The organism is Jannaschia marina (assembly GCF_013404595.1).
Taxonomy (GTDB): Bacteria; Pseudomonadota; Alphaproteobacteria; order Rhodobacterales; family Rhodobacteraceae; genus Jannaschia; species Jannaschia marina.
In genome coordinates this window covers 1-17530 of the sequence record NZ_JABVAX010000022.1, presented here as the reverse complement: position 1 = coordinate 17530, position 17530 = coordinate 1, and the positions used below count along the sequence as shown (strand labels likewise).

The 17530-nt window shown below is 65.8% G+C and carries 17 protein-coding genes; 10 read left to right on the top strand and 7 right to left on the bottom strand.

Annotation, left to right across the window (positions count from 1 at the left end; all coding sequences use genetic code 11):
• Positions 1–95: 95 nt before the first annotated feature.
• From HSX43_RS19880 to HSX43_RS18680, 5 genes are read right to left on the bottom strand one after another with little or no spacing between them, the layout of a single operon-like run.
• Complete coding sequence (locus HSX43_RS19880) at positions 96–251, bottom strand: GMC oxidoreductase (RefSeq protein ID WP_268884095.1); 156 nt, start codon at positions 249–251, stop codon at positions 96–98.
• The gene (locus tag HSX43_RS18695) at positions 227–1711 is read right to left on the bottom strand and encodes a GMC family oxidoreductase (RefSeq protein WP_179381665.1); all 1485 of its coding nucleotides are present in this window, start codon (positions 1709–1711) and stop codon (positions 227–229) included. Before HSX43_RS18695 ends, HSX43_RS19880 begins: the two co-directional genes overlap by 25 nt.
• Positions 1708–2754, bottom strand: a complete 1047-nt coding sequence (locus tag HSX43_RS18690; protein WP_179381664.1) for a zinc-binding dehydrogenase — start codon at positions 2752–2754, stop codon at positions 1708–1710. Before HSX43_RS18690 ends, HSX43_RS18695 begins: the two co-directional genes overlap by 4 nt.
• A 3-nt stretch (positions 2755–2757) precedes the next feature.
• Complete coding sequence (locus HSX43_RS18685; RefSeq protein ID WP_179381663.1) at positions 2758–3474, bottom strand: SDR family NAD(P)-dependent oxidoreductase; 717 nt, start codon at positions 3472–3474, stop codon at positions 2758–2760.
• 3 nt (positions 3475–3477) lie between these two features.
• Positions 3478–4575, bottom strand: a complete 1098-nt coding sequence (locus HSX43_RS18680; protein WP_179381662.1) for a type 2 periplasmic-binding domain-containing protein — start codon at positions 4573–4575, stop codon at positions 3478–3480.
• A 184-nt stretch (positions 4576–4759) separates the two neighbouring features.
• Between HSX43_RS18680 and HSX43_RS18675 the strand changes: the two genes are divergently transcribed.
• The 7 genes from HSX43_RS18675 to HSX43_RS18645 all read left to right on the top strand — a co-directional run bounded on the left by HSX43_RS18675 (position 4760) and on the right by HSX43_RS18645 (position 11476).
• The gene (locus HSX43_RS18675; protein WP_179381661.1) at positions 4760–5752 is read left to right on the top strand and encodes a C4-dicarboxylate TRAP transporter substrate-binding protein; all 993 of its coding nucleotides are present in this window, start codon (positions 4760–4762) and stop codon (positions 5750–5752) included.
• Positions 5753–5813: 61 nt separating this feature from the next.
• A complete protein-coding gene (locus tag HSX43_RS18670) occupies positions 5814–6305 on the top strand; it encodes a TRAP transporter small permease (RefSeq protein ID WP_179381660.1) in 492 nt (163 codons plus the stop codon).
• A gap of 2 nt (positions 6306–6307) precedes the next feature.
• The gene (locus HSX43_RS18665; RefSeq protein WP_208454674.1) at positions 6308–7582 is read left to right on the top strand and encodes a TRAP transporter large permease; all 1275 of its coding nucleotides are present in this window, start codon (positions 6308–6310) and stop codon (positions 7580–7582) included.
• A 55-nt stretch (positions 7583–7637) separates the two neighbouring features.
• Positions 7638–8339: an enoyl-CoA hydratase/isomerase family protein gene (locus HSX43_RS18660; RefSeq protein ID WP_208454673.1), complete on the top strand. Its 702-nt coding sequence runs from the start codon at positions 7638–7640 to the stop codon at positions 8337–8339.
• On the top strand, positions 8336–9142 hold the full coding sequence (locus HSX43_RS18655; protein ID WP_179381657.1) for an IclR family transcriptional regulator: 807 nt from the start codon (positions 8336–8338) through the stop codon (positions 9140–9142). The genes HSX43_RS18660 and HSX43_RS18655 overlap by 4 nt, the downstream gene beginning before the upstream one ends.
• Before the next feature lie 21 nt (positions 9143–9163).
• Complete coding sequence (locus HSX43_RS18650) at positions 9164–10324, top strand: CaiB/BaiF CoA transferase family protein (RefSeq protein ID WP_179381656.1); 1161 nt, start codon at positions 9164–9166, stop codon at positions 10322–10324.
• A gap of 3 nt (positions 10325–10327) precedes the next feature.
• Positions 10328–11476 (top strand): CaiB/BaiF CoA transferase family protein, encoded by a 1149-nt coding sequence (locus HSX43_RS18645; protein ID WP_179381655.1) that lies wholly within the window; start codon positions 10328–10330, stop codon positions 11474–11476.
• A 382-nt stretch (positions 11477–11858) separates the two neighbouring features.
• Here HSX43_RS18645 and HSX43_RS18640 read toward each other — a convergent pair whose 3' ends face one another.
• Together HSX43_RS18640 and HSX43_RS18635 are read right to left on the bottom strand one after the other, a co-directional pair.
• A complete protein-coding gene (locus HSX43_RS18640; protein ID WP_179381654.1) occupies positions 11859–12689 on the bottom strand; it encodes a CobW family GTP-binding protein in 831 nt (276 codons plus the stop codon).
• Positions 12686–14314 (bottom strand): amidohydrolase, encoded by a 1629-nt coding sequence (locus tag HSX43_RS18635; RefSeq protein WP_235962754.1) that lies wholly within the window; start codon positions 14312–14314, stop codon positions 12686–12688. Before HSX43_RS18635 ends, HSX43_RS18640 begins: the two co-directional genes overlap by 4 nt.
• Before the next feature lie 107 nt (positions 14315–14421).
• On the opposite strand from HSX43_RS18635, the gene HSX43_RS18630 reads away from it, so the two are divergent.
• The 3 genes from HSX43_RS18630 to HSX43_RS18620 all read left to right on the top strand — a co-directional run bounded on the left by HSX43_RS18630 (position 14422) and on the right by HSX43_RS18620 (position 17413).
• Positions 14422–15357, top strand: coding sequence for a LysR family transcriptional regulator (locus tag HSX43_RS18630; protein WP_179381653.1), 936 nt, complete (start codon positions 14422–14424; stop codon positions 15355–15357).
• 114 nt (positions 15358–15471) lie between these two features.
• Positions 15472–17052 (top strand): ABC transporter substrate-binding protein, encoded by a 1581-nt coding sequence (locus HSX43_RS18625; RefSeq protein ID WP_179381652.1) that lies wholly within the window; start codon positions 15472–15474, stop codon positions 17050–17052.
• 19 nt (positions 17053–17071) lie between these two features.
• Positions 17072–17413: an ABC transporter permease family protein gene (locus HSX43_RS18620; RefSeq protein ID WP_179381651.1), complete on the top strand. Its 342-nt coding sequence runs from the start codon at positions 17072–17074 to the stop codon at positions 17411–17413.
• The last annotated feature ends 117 nt before the right edge of the window (positions 17414–17530 follow it).

The window sequence follows — 17530 nt, the reverse complement described above, 5'->3', positions numbered from 1 at the left end:
GGTGGCACGACCGGTCCCGCCCGGTGCCTTCGAAGATCGTGTTCTCCCGCCAGCTGGAAGGGGTCCGTGCGCTATGAAACGACCCTCGCATCGCTCTAGAGCCGCCCCAGCACCAGATCGGCGCATCGGTCGCCAAGCATCATCGCCGGAGCGTTCGTGTTGCCTGCCGGAATTTCGGGCGCGGCCGACATGTCGCAGACCCTGAGACCCTCGATGCCGCGCACCCTCATCCTGGCATCGAGAACTGCCATGGCATCCCCGTCCGCGCCCATCTTTGTGGTGCCCACGGGAGATAATTCGTTTTCACGACTCTGCGGCAATGATCCCGCAGGCCTTGGTCGGACAGGTCTAGAGGTGCGATGATCTCGCTTATCCGATCGGCAAGTGGCCGCGTCTTCATGGTTTTGTGAAAGAACCGGAGGCCGGTCACCATGGCATCCATATCCGCCTCGTCTTTCAGGAAGTTCGGTGACACACGTGGCATGTCGGTGGGGTCCGCGGAGGCGAGCCGGACCTCTCCCACCGATCGCGGCTTGAGCAGCACCGTCTGGATCGACACTCCATGCCCGTCGCCGATCCGCGTCAGGGTCTGCTCGTCGAGATACATGATCGGGATGCAGTACGCCTCGTGCGTCGGCGGCGCACCGGGGTCGGCGGGGTTGACGAAACAGGCGGCCTCCAGACCCGTCGAGGTCACCCGCCCCCGCCGGAACAGCTTCAACTCCAACCCGTTGCGGAGGAGATTCCAGCCGCGATCCTGCCCATAGTAACCATGGGGCCCGTTTGCCCGCGCCACAACCGATACATCTGGGTGATCTATCAGGTTCTGCCCCACGCCCGGCAGATCCTGCACGACGTCGATGCCATGGTTCTTCAACTCCGCCTCGGGGCCGATCCCCGACAGCATCAGCAGCTTCGGCGTGACGAGGGCACCTGCCGACAGGATGACCTCCCCGTCCGTGCGCACTTCATGAGTGCCGGTCTTGTCGCGATAGGTGACGCCCACGGCCTTGCCGTTCTCGATCAGGATCTTCTGAACTTCGGCCCGGAGGCGTATATCCAGGTTCCGGTCGTTCGCGAGCGGGTCGAGAAACGCATAGGCCGCCGAAATCCGCTGGCCCCTGGAGTAGGCGAACTGGAAATATCCCACTCCGCGCTGGGAAGGACCGTTGAAGTCGGGATTGAAGGGTTCGCCCTGCGCTTGAAGGGCCTGCACAAACCAACGCGCCATATCGTCGATGTAGCCCGGGTCCGAGACGATCAGCTTGCCGTCGATACCGTGCAGCTCGTCATTGAACGTCTGGTTGCCTTCCAGTCGCTTGAAATGTGGCAATAAGTCCTCCCAAGTCCAGGAGATCGTGTCGTTGTTGCCGCGCAGAATGCTGTGCCATTCGTCATAGTCCGATGGCCGGCCCCGCACATAGGCCTGCCCGTTGACCGAAGAGCCGCCGCCCAGAACATTGCCTTGCGGAATTTCCACGCGCCGTCCGCCAAGGTGATCCTGTGGCTCGGACAGATGCGTCTTGAAGAATTCTGATCCGTTCTTGAGGAGTTTGAACACGCCCGGCGGCATGTCGAGCAACGGGTGACGATGGTGCTGTCCCGCTTCCAGAAGCAGGATACGTCCGCCGCCGCCCTCCACCAGACGCGAGGTTGCCACGCTGCCCGCCGATCCGCCGCCGATGACGATATGATCGAAGGTTTCCGTCATCCGCCCGCCGGCAGGCCGGTGCCAGTCAGGACGATCTTGCCGAAGGCACGGCCCGCGGCCATCTCTTCCAGTGCGGTCGACGTCTCGGCCAGAGGATACACGGCGGCCGTCAGGACATCGAAATCGACCGCGCCTGTCTCGATCAACCGCACGGCTTCCTCGAATTCCCGGTTGAACTGGAACGACCCGACGACCTCGATTTCCTTCAGCATGATGAGGTTGAGGTTCACTTCCGCCTCGCGCAGCGCCATGTTGCTGAGGATCGCGATCCGCCCTTTCCGACGCACGGCGTCGAGTGCCGTGTTGAAGGCCGGGATCGCGCCGCTGGCCTCGATCACGACGTCGAATCGACCGGTCAGCTCGGCCGGATCGAATGTGCCGCTGACGAGTCCGCTTCCGGCACCGACGTCCGTCGCCACCGCCACCGCACCTTCGCGCAGGTCGAGCGCCGTCACCACCGCTCCCCGCGCGACGGCACCCGCGATGGCAAGAAGGCCCATGGGGCCGCAGCCCGTCACCAGGACGTTCTGATCCGCGGTCACGCCGCCCTTGTTGAGCGCGTGAAGCGCGCAGGCCATCGGCTCGGCGAATGTCAGGTGGCACGGGTCCACGCCGGCCGCCACCGGTCGGCAGCATCGGACGGGGTGGTCGATAATCTCCCGGAAGAAGCCGTCGAGGTGGGGGACGGTCGTGGCGGAGCCGGGAAACTTCTTGGCGGTGCAGAGGTTTTCCTCCGACCGCTGGCAGGCGGGGCAGATCCCGCAGTTCATGATCGGATTGAGGGCGACCAGCGTACCGGGAGCGAGGTCCGATCCGTTCGGATCCTCGACGTAGGCGCAGGCCTCGTGCCCGAGCGTCACCGGATTTCGCAGCATGAAGCCGGCGTTGGCGAAATCCGAGAAATAATGCAGGTCTGTCCCGCAGAGGCTTGCCGCCGCCAGCCGCAGGCGCGCGTGGCCCTCGGGGATCGGTCCCGGATCCTGCGGGGCGAGGGCGATGCGACGCGCGGCGGTCAGCCTGGTCTCGATGAAATGCCCGGTCATTGTTCAGAACCCCACGGCGTAGCCACCGTCGACGGGCATGTTCACGCCGTTGACGTAGCGGGCCCTGTCGGACGCGAGATAGAAGACCGCATCGGCCACATCCTCCGGCGTGCCGAAACGATGTGTCGGGATGCGGCCTTCGATCCGCTCGCGCCGCGCCAGATCCTTGGCGAGGATCGCGCGCGTCATGTCCGTTTCGATGAAGCCGGGGCTTACGGCATTGCAACGGATGCCGAAGCCGGCGGCATCGACCGCGACCGACCGCGTCAATCCGACCACCGCCGTCTTTGCGGTCACGTAGGCCGCCGCGGAGGGTAGGGCCATGATCGCGCCCATCGACGCGATGTTTACGATGGCACCACCGGTTTCCCGATGAAGCTCCACGTAATGGCCGCACGCAGCGAACATGGCGCGTACGTTGATGTCGAGGACATGGTCGAACTCGGCGGGGGCGACGTCCCAGACGGGTTTCTTCAGGTGGACGCCTGCGTTGTTGACGAGGGCGTTGATCGGTCCGGCTTCTGCGTGGATATCCGCCAGGAAGTCGGCGGCGCGATCTTCGGCGATGTCGCGTTCCACGAAGCGAACGGCATCGCCCAGGGCACCGATCTCGCCGGCGCTGCGGGAGACGACATAGACGGTGAATCCTGACTCCGCGAAACGACGGCTCTGGCTCAGGCCAAGACCCTTGTTGCCTCCTGTTATGACGGCGATCGGCATAGTCTAGTTCCTTTGCCTGTGGTGTCGGTAAAGGCGGTTGAGATCGTTCAGGAAATCCTCCGACGCGATCGCCCGGCGAAAGAAATCAGGCATGATCGCGCAAGCATCGTCGATGAAATCGAGGAACCAAGGCGCGCGCGGGCGTGTCCAGGCATTGTCCATGGTGTGGAGGCCGCCCTCGAAGAACGGAGCGACTTCGGGGTTGCTGCCCTGCGCGAGCCAGGTGCCACGGTTCGCGGGCTGGCCGTTGTTGGAGAGGTAGACGCCGGACTGCACGGGCTCCGACGTGATCCAGCGCGCGAAGGCGATCGCGGTTTCCGGATCTTCGGTCCGCGCCGATACACCGATCCCGGCTCCGCCCAGAATGGCGCGCGGTGGGCCACAGCCTTCGCAGCGCGGCAGATCGAAATAGGCCAGACGCCGGGCGCGAAACCCCGGGCGGACGTAGTTCACATATCCGAAGAGACAGGGCGAACAGGCGAAGTCGTCGCTTTGCGACAGGGTTTCGAGTACCTTGATCGGGTTCATCGCGATCTGTTCATCGGGACCCAGCCTATAGAGCGCACGCATGACTTCGAGGGCGTAGAGGCCGTTTCCCGAAGAGACGAAGGCTGTATCGGAGACGGGCAGGCTCACCTCTCCACGACTCGCTACGATCGTCATGAGCATGTCGACGGCATCGACGGGAAGAAGGGGTGTCAACGGGCGGAAGCGGGTCGCGTCTTCCGTCATCAGGGCTTCCCAGGTCAGGGGCAGATCGCTGCCGAGATCGGGCCGGTAAACAGCCATCTGACAGGCTGCATCGAGGGCGTAGGCCCATCGCCTGCTATGCCAGACGTAGCTTTCCGCGGACCCGCCGAGAGAGGCGTCCGGCGAGGCGGGCGGCGGCAGTGGAAGAAGTGCGTTCGTCTCGGCGATCTGGCCGACGTGGGGATGGTCGAGGACGATGAAGTCATAGCTCTTCGCCAGGTCGTCGATCGGAGCATCCGCGAAAGCCTGAAGGGACCGTTTGTCCCACGTGATCTCGATGCCCGTTTCGGCCCGATAGCTTTCGGACGCCGCAAGGACGCAGTCGTACCCGCGCGGGTGGTCCCAGGTCATTCCGGTCAATCGGTGCGTCAAAGATCGTGTCCTCCCGTTGTCGGCAGTTATGATGAAGGCCTAAAAATTTTCAATAGTAAAAATAATTTTTATATATGAACAAAACCTGCTACCCCATTGAAGCCTTCCGGATTCGTCCGGGGCTCGATGCGGCGGGAGGCCGCAGATGCCGAGGGAGACTGCCATGACTTGCAACTTTGGGGGCTGCGCCCGGACTATTACCGCCGGTGTGCTGATATCGGCGTCGTCGATGGCGCAGGCGCAGGACTACACCTTTCGCCTTGCCCATGTGACGTCCGACCAGGAGCCGCTTCAGGAGGCGATGGAAGAATTCGTACGCAATGTCGAAGCGCGGACAGAAGGGCGCGTCGACATCGAGATCTTTCCGAATGCGCAACTCGGCTCGAACCCGGAAGTCTTCGAGCAGGTCCGTGCGGGCGCGCCGATCATCACCATCTCAGATCCGGGCTATCTCAGCGATTTCGTCGCTGATTTCGGTGTTCTGGGCGGACCCTACCTGATGGAAGATCCGCGCGACTTCCAGCGCATCGTGGAGTCGGACCTCTATGCCGAACTTGTCGATCGTCTGCGGGACGAGGCGGGGCTCGAACTGCTGGCGCTCAACTGGCTGTTCGGGTCGCGGCACATGCTGTCGGATGTGGCGATCAGCTCGCCGGAGGATACTGCCGGCCTGACCTTTCGCACGCCGCCCAACATCATGTGGGTGGAGACCTTCGAGGCAATTGGCGCGCGGCCAACACAGATCGCCTGGGGGGAGGTCTATTCGGCGTTGTCGGCGGGTGTTGTCGATGCCGCCGAAGCTCCGTTGCCTTCGATCTATGGCGCACGTCTGCACGAGGCGAAGTCGACGGTCTCTCTCACGGCCCATTTCCGTGGCTTCACCGGTCTGATGATGAATGCGGAGGTTTTCGCGTCGATGCCCGAGGACATCCGGACGATCATGCTGGAGGAAGCCGATGCGACGGGCGGTTTCATGACCGACCTGATGCTCGACAGCGAGGAGGAGTGGATCGCGCGGCTGGAGGAGGAAGGCGTCATCTTCAACCGCGATGTCGACCTTGCCGCCTTCCAGGCCGCGACGGCGGATGTCTACAACCGGTTTCCCGACTGGTCCGACGGACTTTATGAGCAGGTCCGCGATATCCTCGACGACTAACATCCCGTATTCGCGGCACGGCTTCACGTCTGCGGTGCCGCCTCTCGAGCGGAGATATGCCATGGCACGGATCGGCATCTGGATAAGGCGGTTGGAGAACCTCGTCTCCTTCTCGGCGCTGACGGTACTCGTCCTTGCCGTGTTCTGGGGCGTTCTGACCCGATATATCACCGAACGTCCCGCCGTGTGGACGACCGAGCTTTCCGGCATCATGTTCACCTGGGTCGTCTTCGTCGGTGCCATGACGGCTTTTCGGGACGGGCGGCACATCAGGGTGACGCTCCTGGTCGATTTCCTTCCCGAGATCCCGCGGCGGGTGGCGCGCAAGGTCGCCGATCTTCTGGTTGTGGGGTTTCTTGGCTACGCGACCTATCTCAGCGTGCTGATGATGCAGGCGGGCGCGACGCGGCCCTCGCCCGTGCTCGATATTCCCTTCTCCTGGGTTTATTTGGCGACGGTCCTGGCCTTCGCGGGGATGACGGTGACGGCGATGCTGCGGTTCGCGGGCGCGCTGTCCGGGGCCCCCAAAGGCGAGCGGGAGGGGCCTTTGTGACGATGCTTCCGGTTTTTATCTTGTTGCTCGGCATCGCCATCGGTATTCCCGTCGCCTTCGCCATCGGCATGGCGGCGTTGTCGTTCTTTCTGACGTCGGGTGCCATGCCGCCCGAGATCTTCGTGCAGAGGATCGTGGCCGTCACTCACTCCTTCCCGCTGCTGGCCGTGCCGCTCTTCGTGATGACGGGCGTTGTGATGAACTTCGCCGGGATCACGCGGCGCATGATGGCCTTTGCCGAGGCGATGACCGGCCATTGGCGCGGGGGCCTGGCACAGGTCAATGTGCTGCTGTCGACCCTGATGGGCGGTGTGTCGGGCTCGGCCAATGCCGATACGGCGATGCAGTCCAAGGTGCTGGTGCCGGAGATGACGCGACGCGGTTATGACCCGGCCTTCTCGACCGCCGTGACGGCGTCCTCTTCTATAATCTCTGTCATCATACCGCCGGGGATCGGGCTTATCCTATACGGGTTCATGGGGAATGTCTCCATTGGGCAGCTCTTCCTTGCGGGCATTGTCCCCGGCATGGTGATCTGCATGGGCATGATGGCGCTCGTCGCAGTGAGAGCGCGACAGCTCGACCTGCGCCCTGCGTTCCCGCACCGGATGACCTGGGCCGGTCGTGGCCGGGCCTTTGCGCAGGCATTTCTTGCGTTGCTGGTGCCGGTCGGCATCGTTGCGGGCATTCGTTGCGGCTTCTTCACCCCGACCGAGGCCGGGGCCATGGCCGTTCTCCTCGCGGTGCTCGTCGGTCTGATCCATGGCGATCTTGGGGTGGCCCATATCGTCCCGATCCTCGAGCAGACCATGCAGGCGACCGCTGTGATCCTCCTGGTGATCTGCGCGGCTCATGCCTTCGGGTTCTACATGACTTGGGAGCGCATTCCGGCAATGGTCGCCGACGCCATGCTGGCACTGACGCGAAATCCCGTCGTTCTGCTCCTGATCGTAAACCTTCTGCTCATTCTGGCGGGCATGTTCATCGAGGGGTCCGCCGCCCTGATCCTGCTGACGCCGGTCCTCGTGCCAGTCGTGACCGAGGTGGGCGTCGATCCCGTGCATTTCGGCATCGTCATGGTGTTCAACCTGACGATTGCCGGCGTCACGCCGCCGCTAGGTACGCTGATGTTCACGGCCTGCGCCATCACCGGCGTTTCCATCGGGCAGTTCATCCGCTCCTCGATCCCGTTCTATGCCCTGCTCTTTGCCATGCTGCTGATCCTGACCTTCGTGCCGCAGTTGTCGCTGTGGCTCCCTGAACTGCGATTTGACTGAGGTGCAAATGTCTGACGATCCCGATGGTGCGGTGCGGCTGGAGGTCTTCGGCAACGTGGGCGAGATCGTTCTGGACCGCCCCGCCAAACACAACGCGCTGACACCTGCCATGTATGCAGGGATCGCCAAAGCCTGCGCGGCCGCCAATCGCGACGATGCGATTCATGCGGTCGTGATCCGCGGGGCCGGCGACCGCGCGTTCTGCGCGGGATCAGATATCGGGGCGCTCGAAGGCTATGCGGATTTCTGGGCGTGGCGAAACCGGGACGACTACATTCCCCCGATCCTGTCGCTGCGCAAACCCGCCATCGCCGCGGTCAAGGGATGGGCGCTGGGAGGTGGGTTCGAGATCGCGCTCGCCTGCGATCTGCGCGTGGCCGCGCGGTCTGCCGTCTTTTCTGCGCCCGAGGTGACGCTCGGCTGGAACGGCGCGGGCGGCGCGGCGCAGCACATGACCCGGCTGTGCGGCTACGGGCAAGCGATGAAGTATCTGCTGACAGGCGACCGTTTCGACGCGGAGGAGGCCGCGCGGATGGGCATGATCGAGTATCTCGTCGATGATGGATGCGAACTCGAGCGTGCCCGCGCGCTCGGCGCATCCATCGCCGTCCATGCGCCCGTGGCTACCCAATCGGTCAAGGCGGCTGTACGATCCGCGCTTGATCTGAGCGTGGCGCAGGGCCTGCGCTACGAGAACGAACTCATGTCGCTGTGTTTCGCGGAACGCGATCTGGCGGCCGCGAAGGGGACGCGATGACCGAGCAATCAGCCTTTGCAAAGACAGAGAAGAAGGCGAAATCGGCCGTGCCTTCAGTCGAGAAGGCCTTCGACATCCTCGAACTGCTGGCGGGAGCGGAGGACGGGCTGACCATGAACGAGATGGTGGACGCCCTCGGCCGCACGATGGGAGAGATCTATCGGATCGTTGTCTACCTGACGGAACGTGGGTTCCTCGCGCAGAACCCGGAGACCAGCAGATATGCACTGACGCTCAAACTGTTCGAGTTGTCCCATCGCCACGATCCGACCGAACGGTTGATCGCGCGCGCTGTGCCGATCCTGGAGCGCATCGCGGCGCTGACCGAACAATCCTGTCATCTGGGCGTCCTGAACCGCGACAACGTGCTGGTTCTGGCGTCGGTTCAGAGCCCCCGTCCGGCGGGATATTCGGTCCGCACCGGCGCTTTGTTTTCCGTGGATCGAACGAGCTCCGGCCATGTGATACTTGCGTTCGCGAAAGCCGCGCAGCAGAACCGCTACATCGAGCGGCTCGACAAGAGCGCGCATGCCGACGTGCGCGAGCGGCTGAAGCGGATTGCGGCACGCGGCTACGAGGATACGCCGAGCACGATGATCGAGGGTGTCCGCAATCTTTGCGTGCCTGTCTTCGACAGCCGCGGGATCGCCGCGGCGATCACCAGCGGCTACATCTCGCAATCCGACCTTTCGACCTCTGCGGAAGAGACCTTGGCGACCCTGCGTCGCTCGGCTGTTGAGTTGTCTCAGTCACTTGGTTTCCGCATGGCCGAAAGTGGCCTTGAGGCCATCCTGCTCCACTAACCCCGATCCCGAAGGACAGATATGATGACCGACCCCGTCATGCCGCTCGATGGTCTGCGAGTGCTCGATTTCGCGCAATTCCTCGCAGGTCCCGTCGCTGCGCTGCGCTTGGCCGACCTCGGGGCGGAGGTCATCAAGGTCGAGCGGCCGCAGGGGGGCGACCTGTGCCGGTCGATGGTCGTCAACAACCAGCGGCTCGACGGCGACAGCCTCGTTTTCCATACCTTCAATCGCGGTAAGAAAAGTGTCGCGGCGGATCTGAAGGATCCGGCCGATCTCGCCCGCGTACGATCGTTGATCGAAACGGCGGATGTGATGATCCACAACTTTCGCCCCGGCGTGATGGATCGCATCGGTCTGGGCTACGACGCCGTTCGCGCTCTCAACCCGCGGATTGTCTATGGCGCGGTCTCGGGTTACGGTACGACCGGACCCTGGCGCGACAGGCCGGGGCAGGATCTGCTGGTGCAGTCCCTTTCTGGGATCGCGTGGCTGAGCGGAAACGACGGCGATGGACCGGTGCCGACCGGTTATGCGATGCTCGACTTGGCGACAGCCGCCAATCTCGTGCAGGGCATCCTTGCGTGCATCGTGCGCCGCGGCGTGACGGGCGAAGGCGGGCTGGTGGAAGTCGATCTGCTGTCGAGCGCCATCGACATGACGTTCGAGCAGTTCACCTGTTTTCTCAACGACGACCGATTGCAGCCGCGCCGCCATGAGGCCGGAAACGCGAACCCGTACCAACCCGCGCCCTACGGCATCTACAAGGCATCGGACGGGTATTTCGCTCTTGCCATGACGCCACTCGCGCGCGTTGCGGAATTGTTCGATGCGCCCGCAATCGCCGCCTTCGAGCAATCGGACGCCTTTGCCCGACTCGACGAGATCAAGGCCATCGTGGCACGGGTCTGCGCGGAAAGGCCCGTGCAGCACTGGCTTGATGTTCTGGAACCGGCCGGCGTCTGGTGCGCGCCGGTGCTCGACTGGCCGGCCTTCGCCGCGTCCGACGGTTTCGCGGCACTCGATCCGGTGCAGACAATTCGCACGGCCACAGGTGCCGAGGCCGAAACAACCCGATGCCCTATCCGGCTCGACGGCACTGTCCTGCGCGGAAGCCTTGCGGGCCCTCGCCTGGGTGCGGATACCGAGACGATCCTCGGAGCATCGGAAGAGACCGTCTGAGCGATGGACTGGCCGCTCAAGGGCATAACGGTTCTGGATTTCAGCCAGTTTCTTGCCGGCCCATATGCCTCTCTGAGGTTGCTCGATCTTGGCGCGCGGGTCATCAAGATCGAAAACCCGGATGGTGGCGACCTCTGTCGACGCCACTATCTCAGCGACACGCGGATCGACGGAGACTCGACGCTGTTCCACGCCATCAACCGGGGCAAGGAAAGCGTCGCGCTCGACCTCAAGTCGCGGAAGGGGCGGGCCGTCGCCCGCGACCTGATCGCCGGGGCCGATGTGGTCATCCAGAACTTTCGTCCCGGGGTCATCGCGCGCCTCGACCTCGATTTCGAAGCGGTGCGCCGGATCCGGCCGGATATTGTCTACGGCTCTGTCTCGGGCTATGGAGATGTCGGAGACTGGGCCGAACTCCCGGGCCAGGATCTGCTCGCGCAGGCTCGCTCCGGGATCATGTGGCTCAGTGGAAACGAGGGGGCGGGGCCTGTGCCGATCGGGTTGCCGATCGCCGACATCGCCGCAGGAGCGACCCTGGCCACGGGACTTCTCGGTGCACTGGTCCGACAGGCGCGCACGGGGCAGGGCGGTCTGGTCGAGACCAGCCTTCTCGAGGCGGCGGCCGACATGCAGTTCGAGTTCTTGACGACCTATCTGAACAACGGCCGGAAGAGGCCCGCGCGCTTGCCTCGCGGTTCGGCGCATGGCTATCTCGGCGCGCCTTATGGGGTGTTCGAGACATCCGACGGGCATCTCGCTCTGGCGATGTCGCCACTGGCACGACTTTCCGAGCTGCTGGGCCTCGCAGATCTAGGGGAAGGTGCAGCGGATCCGGGTGCCGGATTCGACCGGCGCGTGTCGATCCATGACGGTATTGCTCGTGCGCTGAAGCGCCGGAGCGCCGCGGAATGGGAGGAGGCGCTGACACCGGAAGGCATATGGTGCGCCCGCGTCCTCACCTGGGACGAAATGCTGGCGTCTTCGTCTTTCGACGCACTCGAACTGGTGTCGCATGTGTTGGATAATCGCGGGAAGGCACGCTCGCATATGGCGGCCCCCTTCCGTCTCGACGGGCAAAGGGCGGGGGCGAGCAGGCCCGCTCCAAAGCTGGATGCGGACGGCCCGCGCCTCCGGGGCGGCTCCGCTGGCTGATCGGTCGGGTCCGGACCTGTTGATGCTTGTCAGACTGCGAGCTGTGAGTGCAGTCACGGCTCAACCGCGCTACAGACAGATCTAAATATCGTTTCCCGGTCCAGCCGGTCGAAGCCGGTGTCGAGCATCGTGCTGGGTCCATCGAGGCGCAGGACACGTTTTGCATGGAGCAGCTGTGGGAGGCGTTCCGGCGATTGGTCTTACCGCGCACGAAGACGTCGTGCGTGGATCTGGCGCGATCAGGGACAGCCTTGCCAACAGAAGCACTGCGCCGATCTTGCGCAGGTTCCTGCGCCGGCGAGGAAGACGGTCTACCGAACCCGGGAAGAGAGAGCGGTCGTAGGTCGGGTGCGTCCCCCGGCCGTTCGGTTCGGCCACTGCCCTATATCGGCACTGAAATGGTCACGACGCCGAGCGCCGCGCCGGGCGGCGCGGCGGTGATCTCGTAGTCGGTGCCCACGAGTTGCAGCAGGCGCGGATGGCCGGAGAGGTCGATCAGGCAGCCCTTGGCGCGGGTGACGCGCGGGTCGGCGGCGAGGTCGCGGGCGAGGGCGTCTGGATCGGTCGGCGCATCGGCGGGGAGCAGGCGGGTCAGATGGCGGGCGGCGTGGCGCGTCTCGGGGCGGGGGCGCGCGGCGTGGCGGGCGAGGACGAGCGCCGGGGTGGCGGCGTCGACGGGGGCCACGGGCACGCCGGGGGCGGCGCGGGCGAGGGCGGCTTCGGTCGGGGCCGGGTCGGTCAGGTCGGATTTCGTGACGAGAAGGAGGTCCGCGGCCTGCACCTGCCGCTCGATCGTGTCGGCGAGGTAGCGATCGGCGAGGAGCGCGGGCAGGCGGGTCGCGTCGGCGAGGACGGCGATGCCGGCGAGCGTGACGCCGGGCATGAGACCGGCGGCGGCCCCGATGGCCCCCGGCATGGCGACGCCCGAGGCCTCGAGGAGGAGGACGTCGGGCGGCGCGGGCAGGGCGCGCAGGGTGGCGATGGCCGTCGTCAGGTCGTCTCCGTAGGAGCAGCAGACGCAGCCGCCGGCGAGGGCGATCAGGTCGTCGCCCTCGGCCTCGATCAGGTCGGCGTCGACGGCGAGGTCTCCGAAGTCGTTGACGAGGACGGCGATGCGCCGCCCGCCGGCGTCGCGCAGGAGCCGGTTGACGAGCCGCGTCTTGCCCGCGCCGAGGTAGCCGCCGAGGATGGTGAGGGGCAGGGGGGCGGTCACAGCGCCGCCGCCTCGAAGGGGCGCCCGCCCTGCACCGTGCCCCAGATGCCGACGTCGCGCAGGTCGTCGGCCGTCTCGGGGTCGTCGTCGAGCACCGCGAAATCGGCGCGCTTGCCCGCCTCGATCGAGCCGACCTCCTGTTCGATCCTGAGGGTGTGCGCGGCGCCCATGGTGATCGCCCAGAGCGCCTCGGCGCGGGTGATCCGCTCGTGCGCGCCCTGCACCCGGCCCGAGGCGGTGAGGCGGGTCTCGGCGGCCCAGGCGGTGAAGAGCGGGGCGAGGGGCGTGATCGGCGCGTCGGAGTGGATGCCGACGGTCAGGCCGAGGTCGAGCGCGGTGCGCGCGGCGTTCATCCGCTCGGCGCGCTCGGGGCCGACGGTCAGCCGGTAGTGCTCGTCGCCCCAGTAGAAGTGGTGGTTGGCGAAGAGGTTGACGCAGGCCCCGAGCCCCGCGAGGCGCGCGAGCTGCGCGCGGTCGGCCAGCTGGCAGTGCTGCACGGTCAGGCGGTGGTCGGCGGCGGGGCGTTCGGAGAGGATGTCGGTCATCGTCTCGATCAGAAGCTGCGTCGCCTCGTCGCCGTTGGTGTGGGTGTGGACCTGCAGGTCGCGGGCGAAGGCTTCGGTCAGGATCGTGCGGAGATGCTCGGGCGTGATGTACCAGAGGCCGTTCGGGGCGCCGTTGAAGTAGCCGGGGGCGCGGAGGCGGGCGCTGAACCCCTGGATCGAGCCGTCCATGATGACCTTGATGCGGCCCATGCGGCACATGTCGGTGGAGCGGTCGCGCAGATCCTCGACCTGGGCGATCAGCTCCTCGGGGGTGACGCCGTGGTGGAAGCGGTGGCAGACGACGCGGGCGGGGTAGTCGGGCTCGGCGGTGACGCGGAGCATGGTCTGTACCGCCTCTTCGTTGAGGCGCGCGGCGAGGTCGGTGGCGGTCGTCACGCCCGCGCGCACGCAGAGCTTGCCGAAGGCGCGCATCCCGGGTGCGTCGCAGGCCAGCATGTCGCGGTCGAAGCCCACGTGGGCGCCGGCAGGCGTCATCACGTCGGGGCCCTTCAGCTCGCCCGTCGGCAGGCCGTCGTCGCCGAGCGGGACGCCGGGATGGTTGATCCCCTCGCGCAGGAGGCCCGCGGCTTCGAGCGCGGGGGTGTTGAGGTTCATGATGTGGCCCGAGGCGTGCATGACGCCGACGGGCACGGTGCCCGAGACGCGGTCGAGGTCGGCGCGGGTGACGCGGGTGTTGCCGAAGTAGATCGGGTCGAGGCCCCAGCCGGGCAGGGGGGCACCGGGCGCGCGGGCGAGGCCCGCGCGCAGGCGGTCGATGACGGCGTCGATGTCGCGGCAGCCGGGGTGGGTCACGCCCTCCGGGTCCGTCCGGTCGAAGAAGCCGGTGTAGGTCTTCGCCCAGAGCGCGCCCTCCATCAGGTGGCAGTGCCCCTCGATGAGGCCGGGCATCAGCACCTTGTCGGCGAAGCGCGCGTCGACGCGCATTTCGCCCCAGCCCGATAGCTCCGCCTTGGTGCCCGCGCCGAGAATCACGCCGTCGCGCACCGCGACGTGGGTGGCATGGGGCCGGGCCGGGTTCATCGTGACGATCTTGCGGGCGGGATAGAGCGTGATGGTCAAGGCGGCGGCCTCCGGGTCGGTCGGTGTGCCCGGGCGACGCTAGGGGGCTTCCTTTCCCCGGAAAACTGGAATTATTCTGCCCTATTCCAGCAGGGAGTAGGGGAACAGTGCTCGATGTCTCCTTGAAGGCGCTGACCTATATCGAGGCGGCGGGGCGGCTCGGGTCGATCGCGCGGGCTTCGGAGGAGTTGAGCATCAGCCAATCCTCGATCACCGCCGCCATCGACGGGCTGGAGGCGCGGCTGGGCTTCGCGCTCTTTACCCGGACGCCGGCGCGGGGCATCCGGCCGACGCCGGCGGGGGGCGAGGCGCTGACGCTGATCGCACGGTTCCTGCACGAGGCGCGGGCCTTCCGCGCCGAACTCGGCAGCCTCGGCGGCACGGCCACCGGCACGGTGCGCGTCGCCTGTTTCGCGACGGTGGCGGCGAGCTTCCTGCCGGAGCTTCTGACCCGGTTCGCCGACGCCTATCCGGGCATCGAGATCCGCCTGATCGAAGGCGACATGGAAATGGCGGTGGAGCATCTGGAGGCGGGGCGCGTCGATCTGGCGTTCACCTACAGCGACGTGATCGAGGCCTCCCATGCCTTCCGCCCGCTGGTCGAGGCGATGCCCTTTGCCCTGATCGCGCGGTCGGACCCCCTGTCGGAGCTGCAGGCCGTCACGCTCAAGCAACTCTCGTCGCGGGGCATGATCGCGCTGACCCTGCGCAAGACGGCCGATTACTACTCGGGTATGTTCGCCGCGCGGGGCCTCGGCGTGCGGATCGCCCATGCGACCCCCTCGACCGAGATGATTCGCCCGCTGGTGGCCTCTGGCATCGGCTTCACGATCCTGAACGCGCTGCCGCCGAACTACGTCGAGGACGACCCCCGGTTCCGGGCCGTGCCCCTGCGCGACGGGCCGGGGCCGCGGATCTTCGGCTTCGCGACGATGGCAGGGGTGCGGCCGACGCAGGCGGTGGCGGCCTTCGTGGCGGCGATCGAGAGCCTGCACGACGACGGGGGGTTCGACGGCCTGGCCATCACTTCCCACAGGAAATAGTGGAAATCGGGCGAGATAAAACAGTTTTCCGAAGGTGCCGCCCCTGCCTAACCTGACGGTATCCGCGCGCTCGGGGCATCAGACCGCGACGTGCCCAACACGGGAGATGACGACATGCTACGCAAGGCCCTTGCCATCGGTGCTCTCGCGCTGGCCGCGACCGGCGCGCTCGCCGACAGTCACGCCACGCCGAAACCGGGCGGCACCCTCATCACCACGTTGCCGCAGACGCCGCGGCACCTGAATCCGGCGGTGCAATCGGGCATCGTCACCGGGGCGCCGGGCGCGCAGCTCTTCGCGACGCCCCTGCGCTACGACGAGAATTTCGAACCGCAGCCCTATCTCGCCGAAAGCTGGGAGTTCAGCGAGGACGGGCTGAGCATGACGCTCACGCTGCGCGACAACGCGGTCTTCCACGATGGCGAGCCGATCGAGAGCCACGACGTCGCCTTCTCGATCCGCGCGATCCAGGACAATCACCCGTTCAAGACGATGTTCGCCCCGGTGGCCGAGGTCGACACCTCCGACCCGAAGGTGGTGGTGATGACGCTCGACCGGCCGCATCCGGCGCTTCTGCTGGCGATGTCGTCGCAGCTGATGTCGATCATCCCCGAGCACATCTACGGTGACGGTCAGGACCTGGCCTCGCACCCGCGCAACAGCCAGGACGTGGTCGGCAGCGGGCCGTTCAAGTTCGTGGAGTTCACGCCCGACCAGCATGTCATCCTCGACCGGTTCGACGACTTCTTCATGGGCGACGGCCGCCCCTACCTCGACCGCATCGTGTTCCGCATCATCAAGGATGCCTCGGCCCGGACCATCGGGTTGGAGAACGGGGAGCTGCATCTCTCGACCTTCGAGAACACGGTGAACAACATCACCCGGATGATGGAGAATTCCGATCTGGTGGTGACGGACGAGGGCTATGCCGCCATCGGCGCGATCAACTGGCTGGCGTTCAACACGCAGTCGGACGGGCCGACGTCGGACCCGAAGGTGCGGCAGGCGATCGCCTATGCGGTGGACCGCGACTTCATCCTGAACGCGATCATGCAGGGGGTGAGCCAGCCCGCGCTGACCGGCATCCACCCCGGCTCGCCCTTCTACGACGCGAGCGTCGAGCCCTATGACCTCGACCTCGAGAAGGCCGCCGCGCTCCTCGACGAGGCGGGCTATCCGGCGGGCGACAACGGCACGCGCTTCAGCCTGAGCATCGACTACGGCAACCCGACGACGCGCCCGCAGGCGGAGTTCACCAAGGCGTCGCTCGCCCGCGTGGGCATCGACGTGACGGTCAACAGCCTCGTCGACTTCCCGACCTGGGCGCAGAAGATCTCGAACCACGAGTTCGACATGACCTGGGACACGGTGTTCAACTGGGGTGACCCGGTGATCGGGGTGCATCGCACCTATTCGTCGGACAACATCAAGCCGGGCGTCATCTGGTCGAACACGCAGCAATACGTGAACCCGCGGATCGACGAGCTGATGGAGGCGGCGGGGCAGGAGCTGGACCTCGACGCGCGCAAGGCGCTCTACGCCGAGTTCCAGCAGATCCTGTCGGAGGATCTGCCGGTCTACTGGACGAACACGCTGCCCTATCACACGATCAGCCAGCAATCGGTGATGAACCCGCCGCGCGGCATCTGGGCCTCGTCGGCGCCCTACGACCAGGTCTGGCTCGACGAAGAGTGATGCCAATTGGCGGGGCCGCGTGGCCCCGCCCCCCTCTGCCGGAGCCTTCGACGTGGCCATCCTGACGACCCTTCTGAAGCGCCTCGGCTACGCGGCTGCCCTGCTGCTGGCCGTGATCGTGCTGAACTTCACGATGATCCACCTCGCCCCGGGCGACGTGGCCGACACCATCGCCGCCGACGCGGGCGGGGCCACGGCCGAGACCATGGCCGCCATCCGCGAGGAATATGGCCTCGACCAGCCCTTCGTCGTGCAGCTCGGACGCTACCTTGCCCGCGTCGCGACGCTCGACCTCGGGCAGAGCTATTTCTACAACCGCGACGTGCTCGACCTGATCCTCGAGCGGCTGCCGGCGACGTGAGGTGCTCCCTGGAAATTGGACGCTGACGGGAGCTACGATCTGAGGTCATCTTGGTCTTCGAGAAGGAGACGGACGAGATGGCGAAGAGGAAGCGGCACGCGGCCGCGTTCAAGGCGA

Bases quoted from the DNA above. Each gene is read 5' to 3' on its own strand.
- HSX43_RS19880 (WP_268884095.1), bottom strand. From the start codon at position 251: ATGGCAGTTCTCGATGCCAGGATGAGGGTGCGCGGCATCGAGGGTCTC.
- HSX43_RS18695 (WP_179381665.1), bottom strand. From the start codon at position 1,711: ATGACGGAAACCTTCGATCATATCGTCATCGGCGGCGGATCGGCGGGC.
- HSX43_RS18690 (WP_179381664.1), bottom strand. From the start codon at position 2,754: ATGACCGGGCATTTCATCGAGACCAGGCTGACCGCCGCGCGTCGCATC.
- HSX43_RS18685 (WP_179381663.1), bottom strand. From the start codon at position 3,474: ATGCCGATCGCCGTCATAACAGGAGGCAACAAGGGTCTTGGCCTGAGC.
- HSX43_RS18680 (WP_179381662.1), bottom strand. From the start codon at position 4,575: ATGACCTGGGACCACCCGCGCGGGTACGACTGCGTCCTTGCGGCGTCC.
- HSX43_RS18675 (WP_179381661.1), top strand. From the start codon at position 4,760: ATGACTTGCAACTTTGGGGGCTGCGCCCGGACTATTACCGCCGGTGTG.
- HSX43_RS18670 (WP_179381660.1), top strand. From the start codon at position 5,814: ATGGCACGGATCGGCATCTGGATAAGGCGGTTGGAGAACCTCGTCTCC.
- HSX43_RS18665 (WP_208454674.1), top strand. From the start codon at position 6,308: ATGCTTCCGGTTTTTATCTTGTTGCTCGGCATCGCCATCGGTATTCCC.
- HSX43_RS18655 (WP_179381657.1), top strand. From the start codon at position 8,336: ATGACCGAGCAATCAGCCTTTGCAAAGACAGAGAAGAAGGCGAAATCG.
- HSX43_RS18650 (WP_179381656.1), top strand. From the start codon at position 9,164: ATGATGACCGACCCCGTCATGCCGCTCGATGGTCTGCGAGTGCTCGAT.
- HSX43_RS18645 (WP_179381655.1), top strand. From the start codon at position 10,328: ATGGACTGGCCGCTCAAGGGCATAACGGTTCTGGATTTCAGCCAGTTT.
- HSX43_RS18625 (WP_179381652.1), top strand. From the start codon at position 15,472: ATGCTACGCAAGGCCCTTGCCATCGGTGCTCTCGCGCTGGCCGCGACC.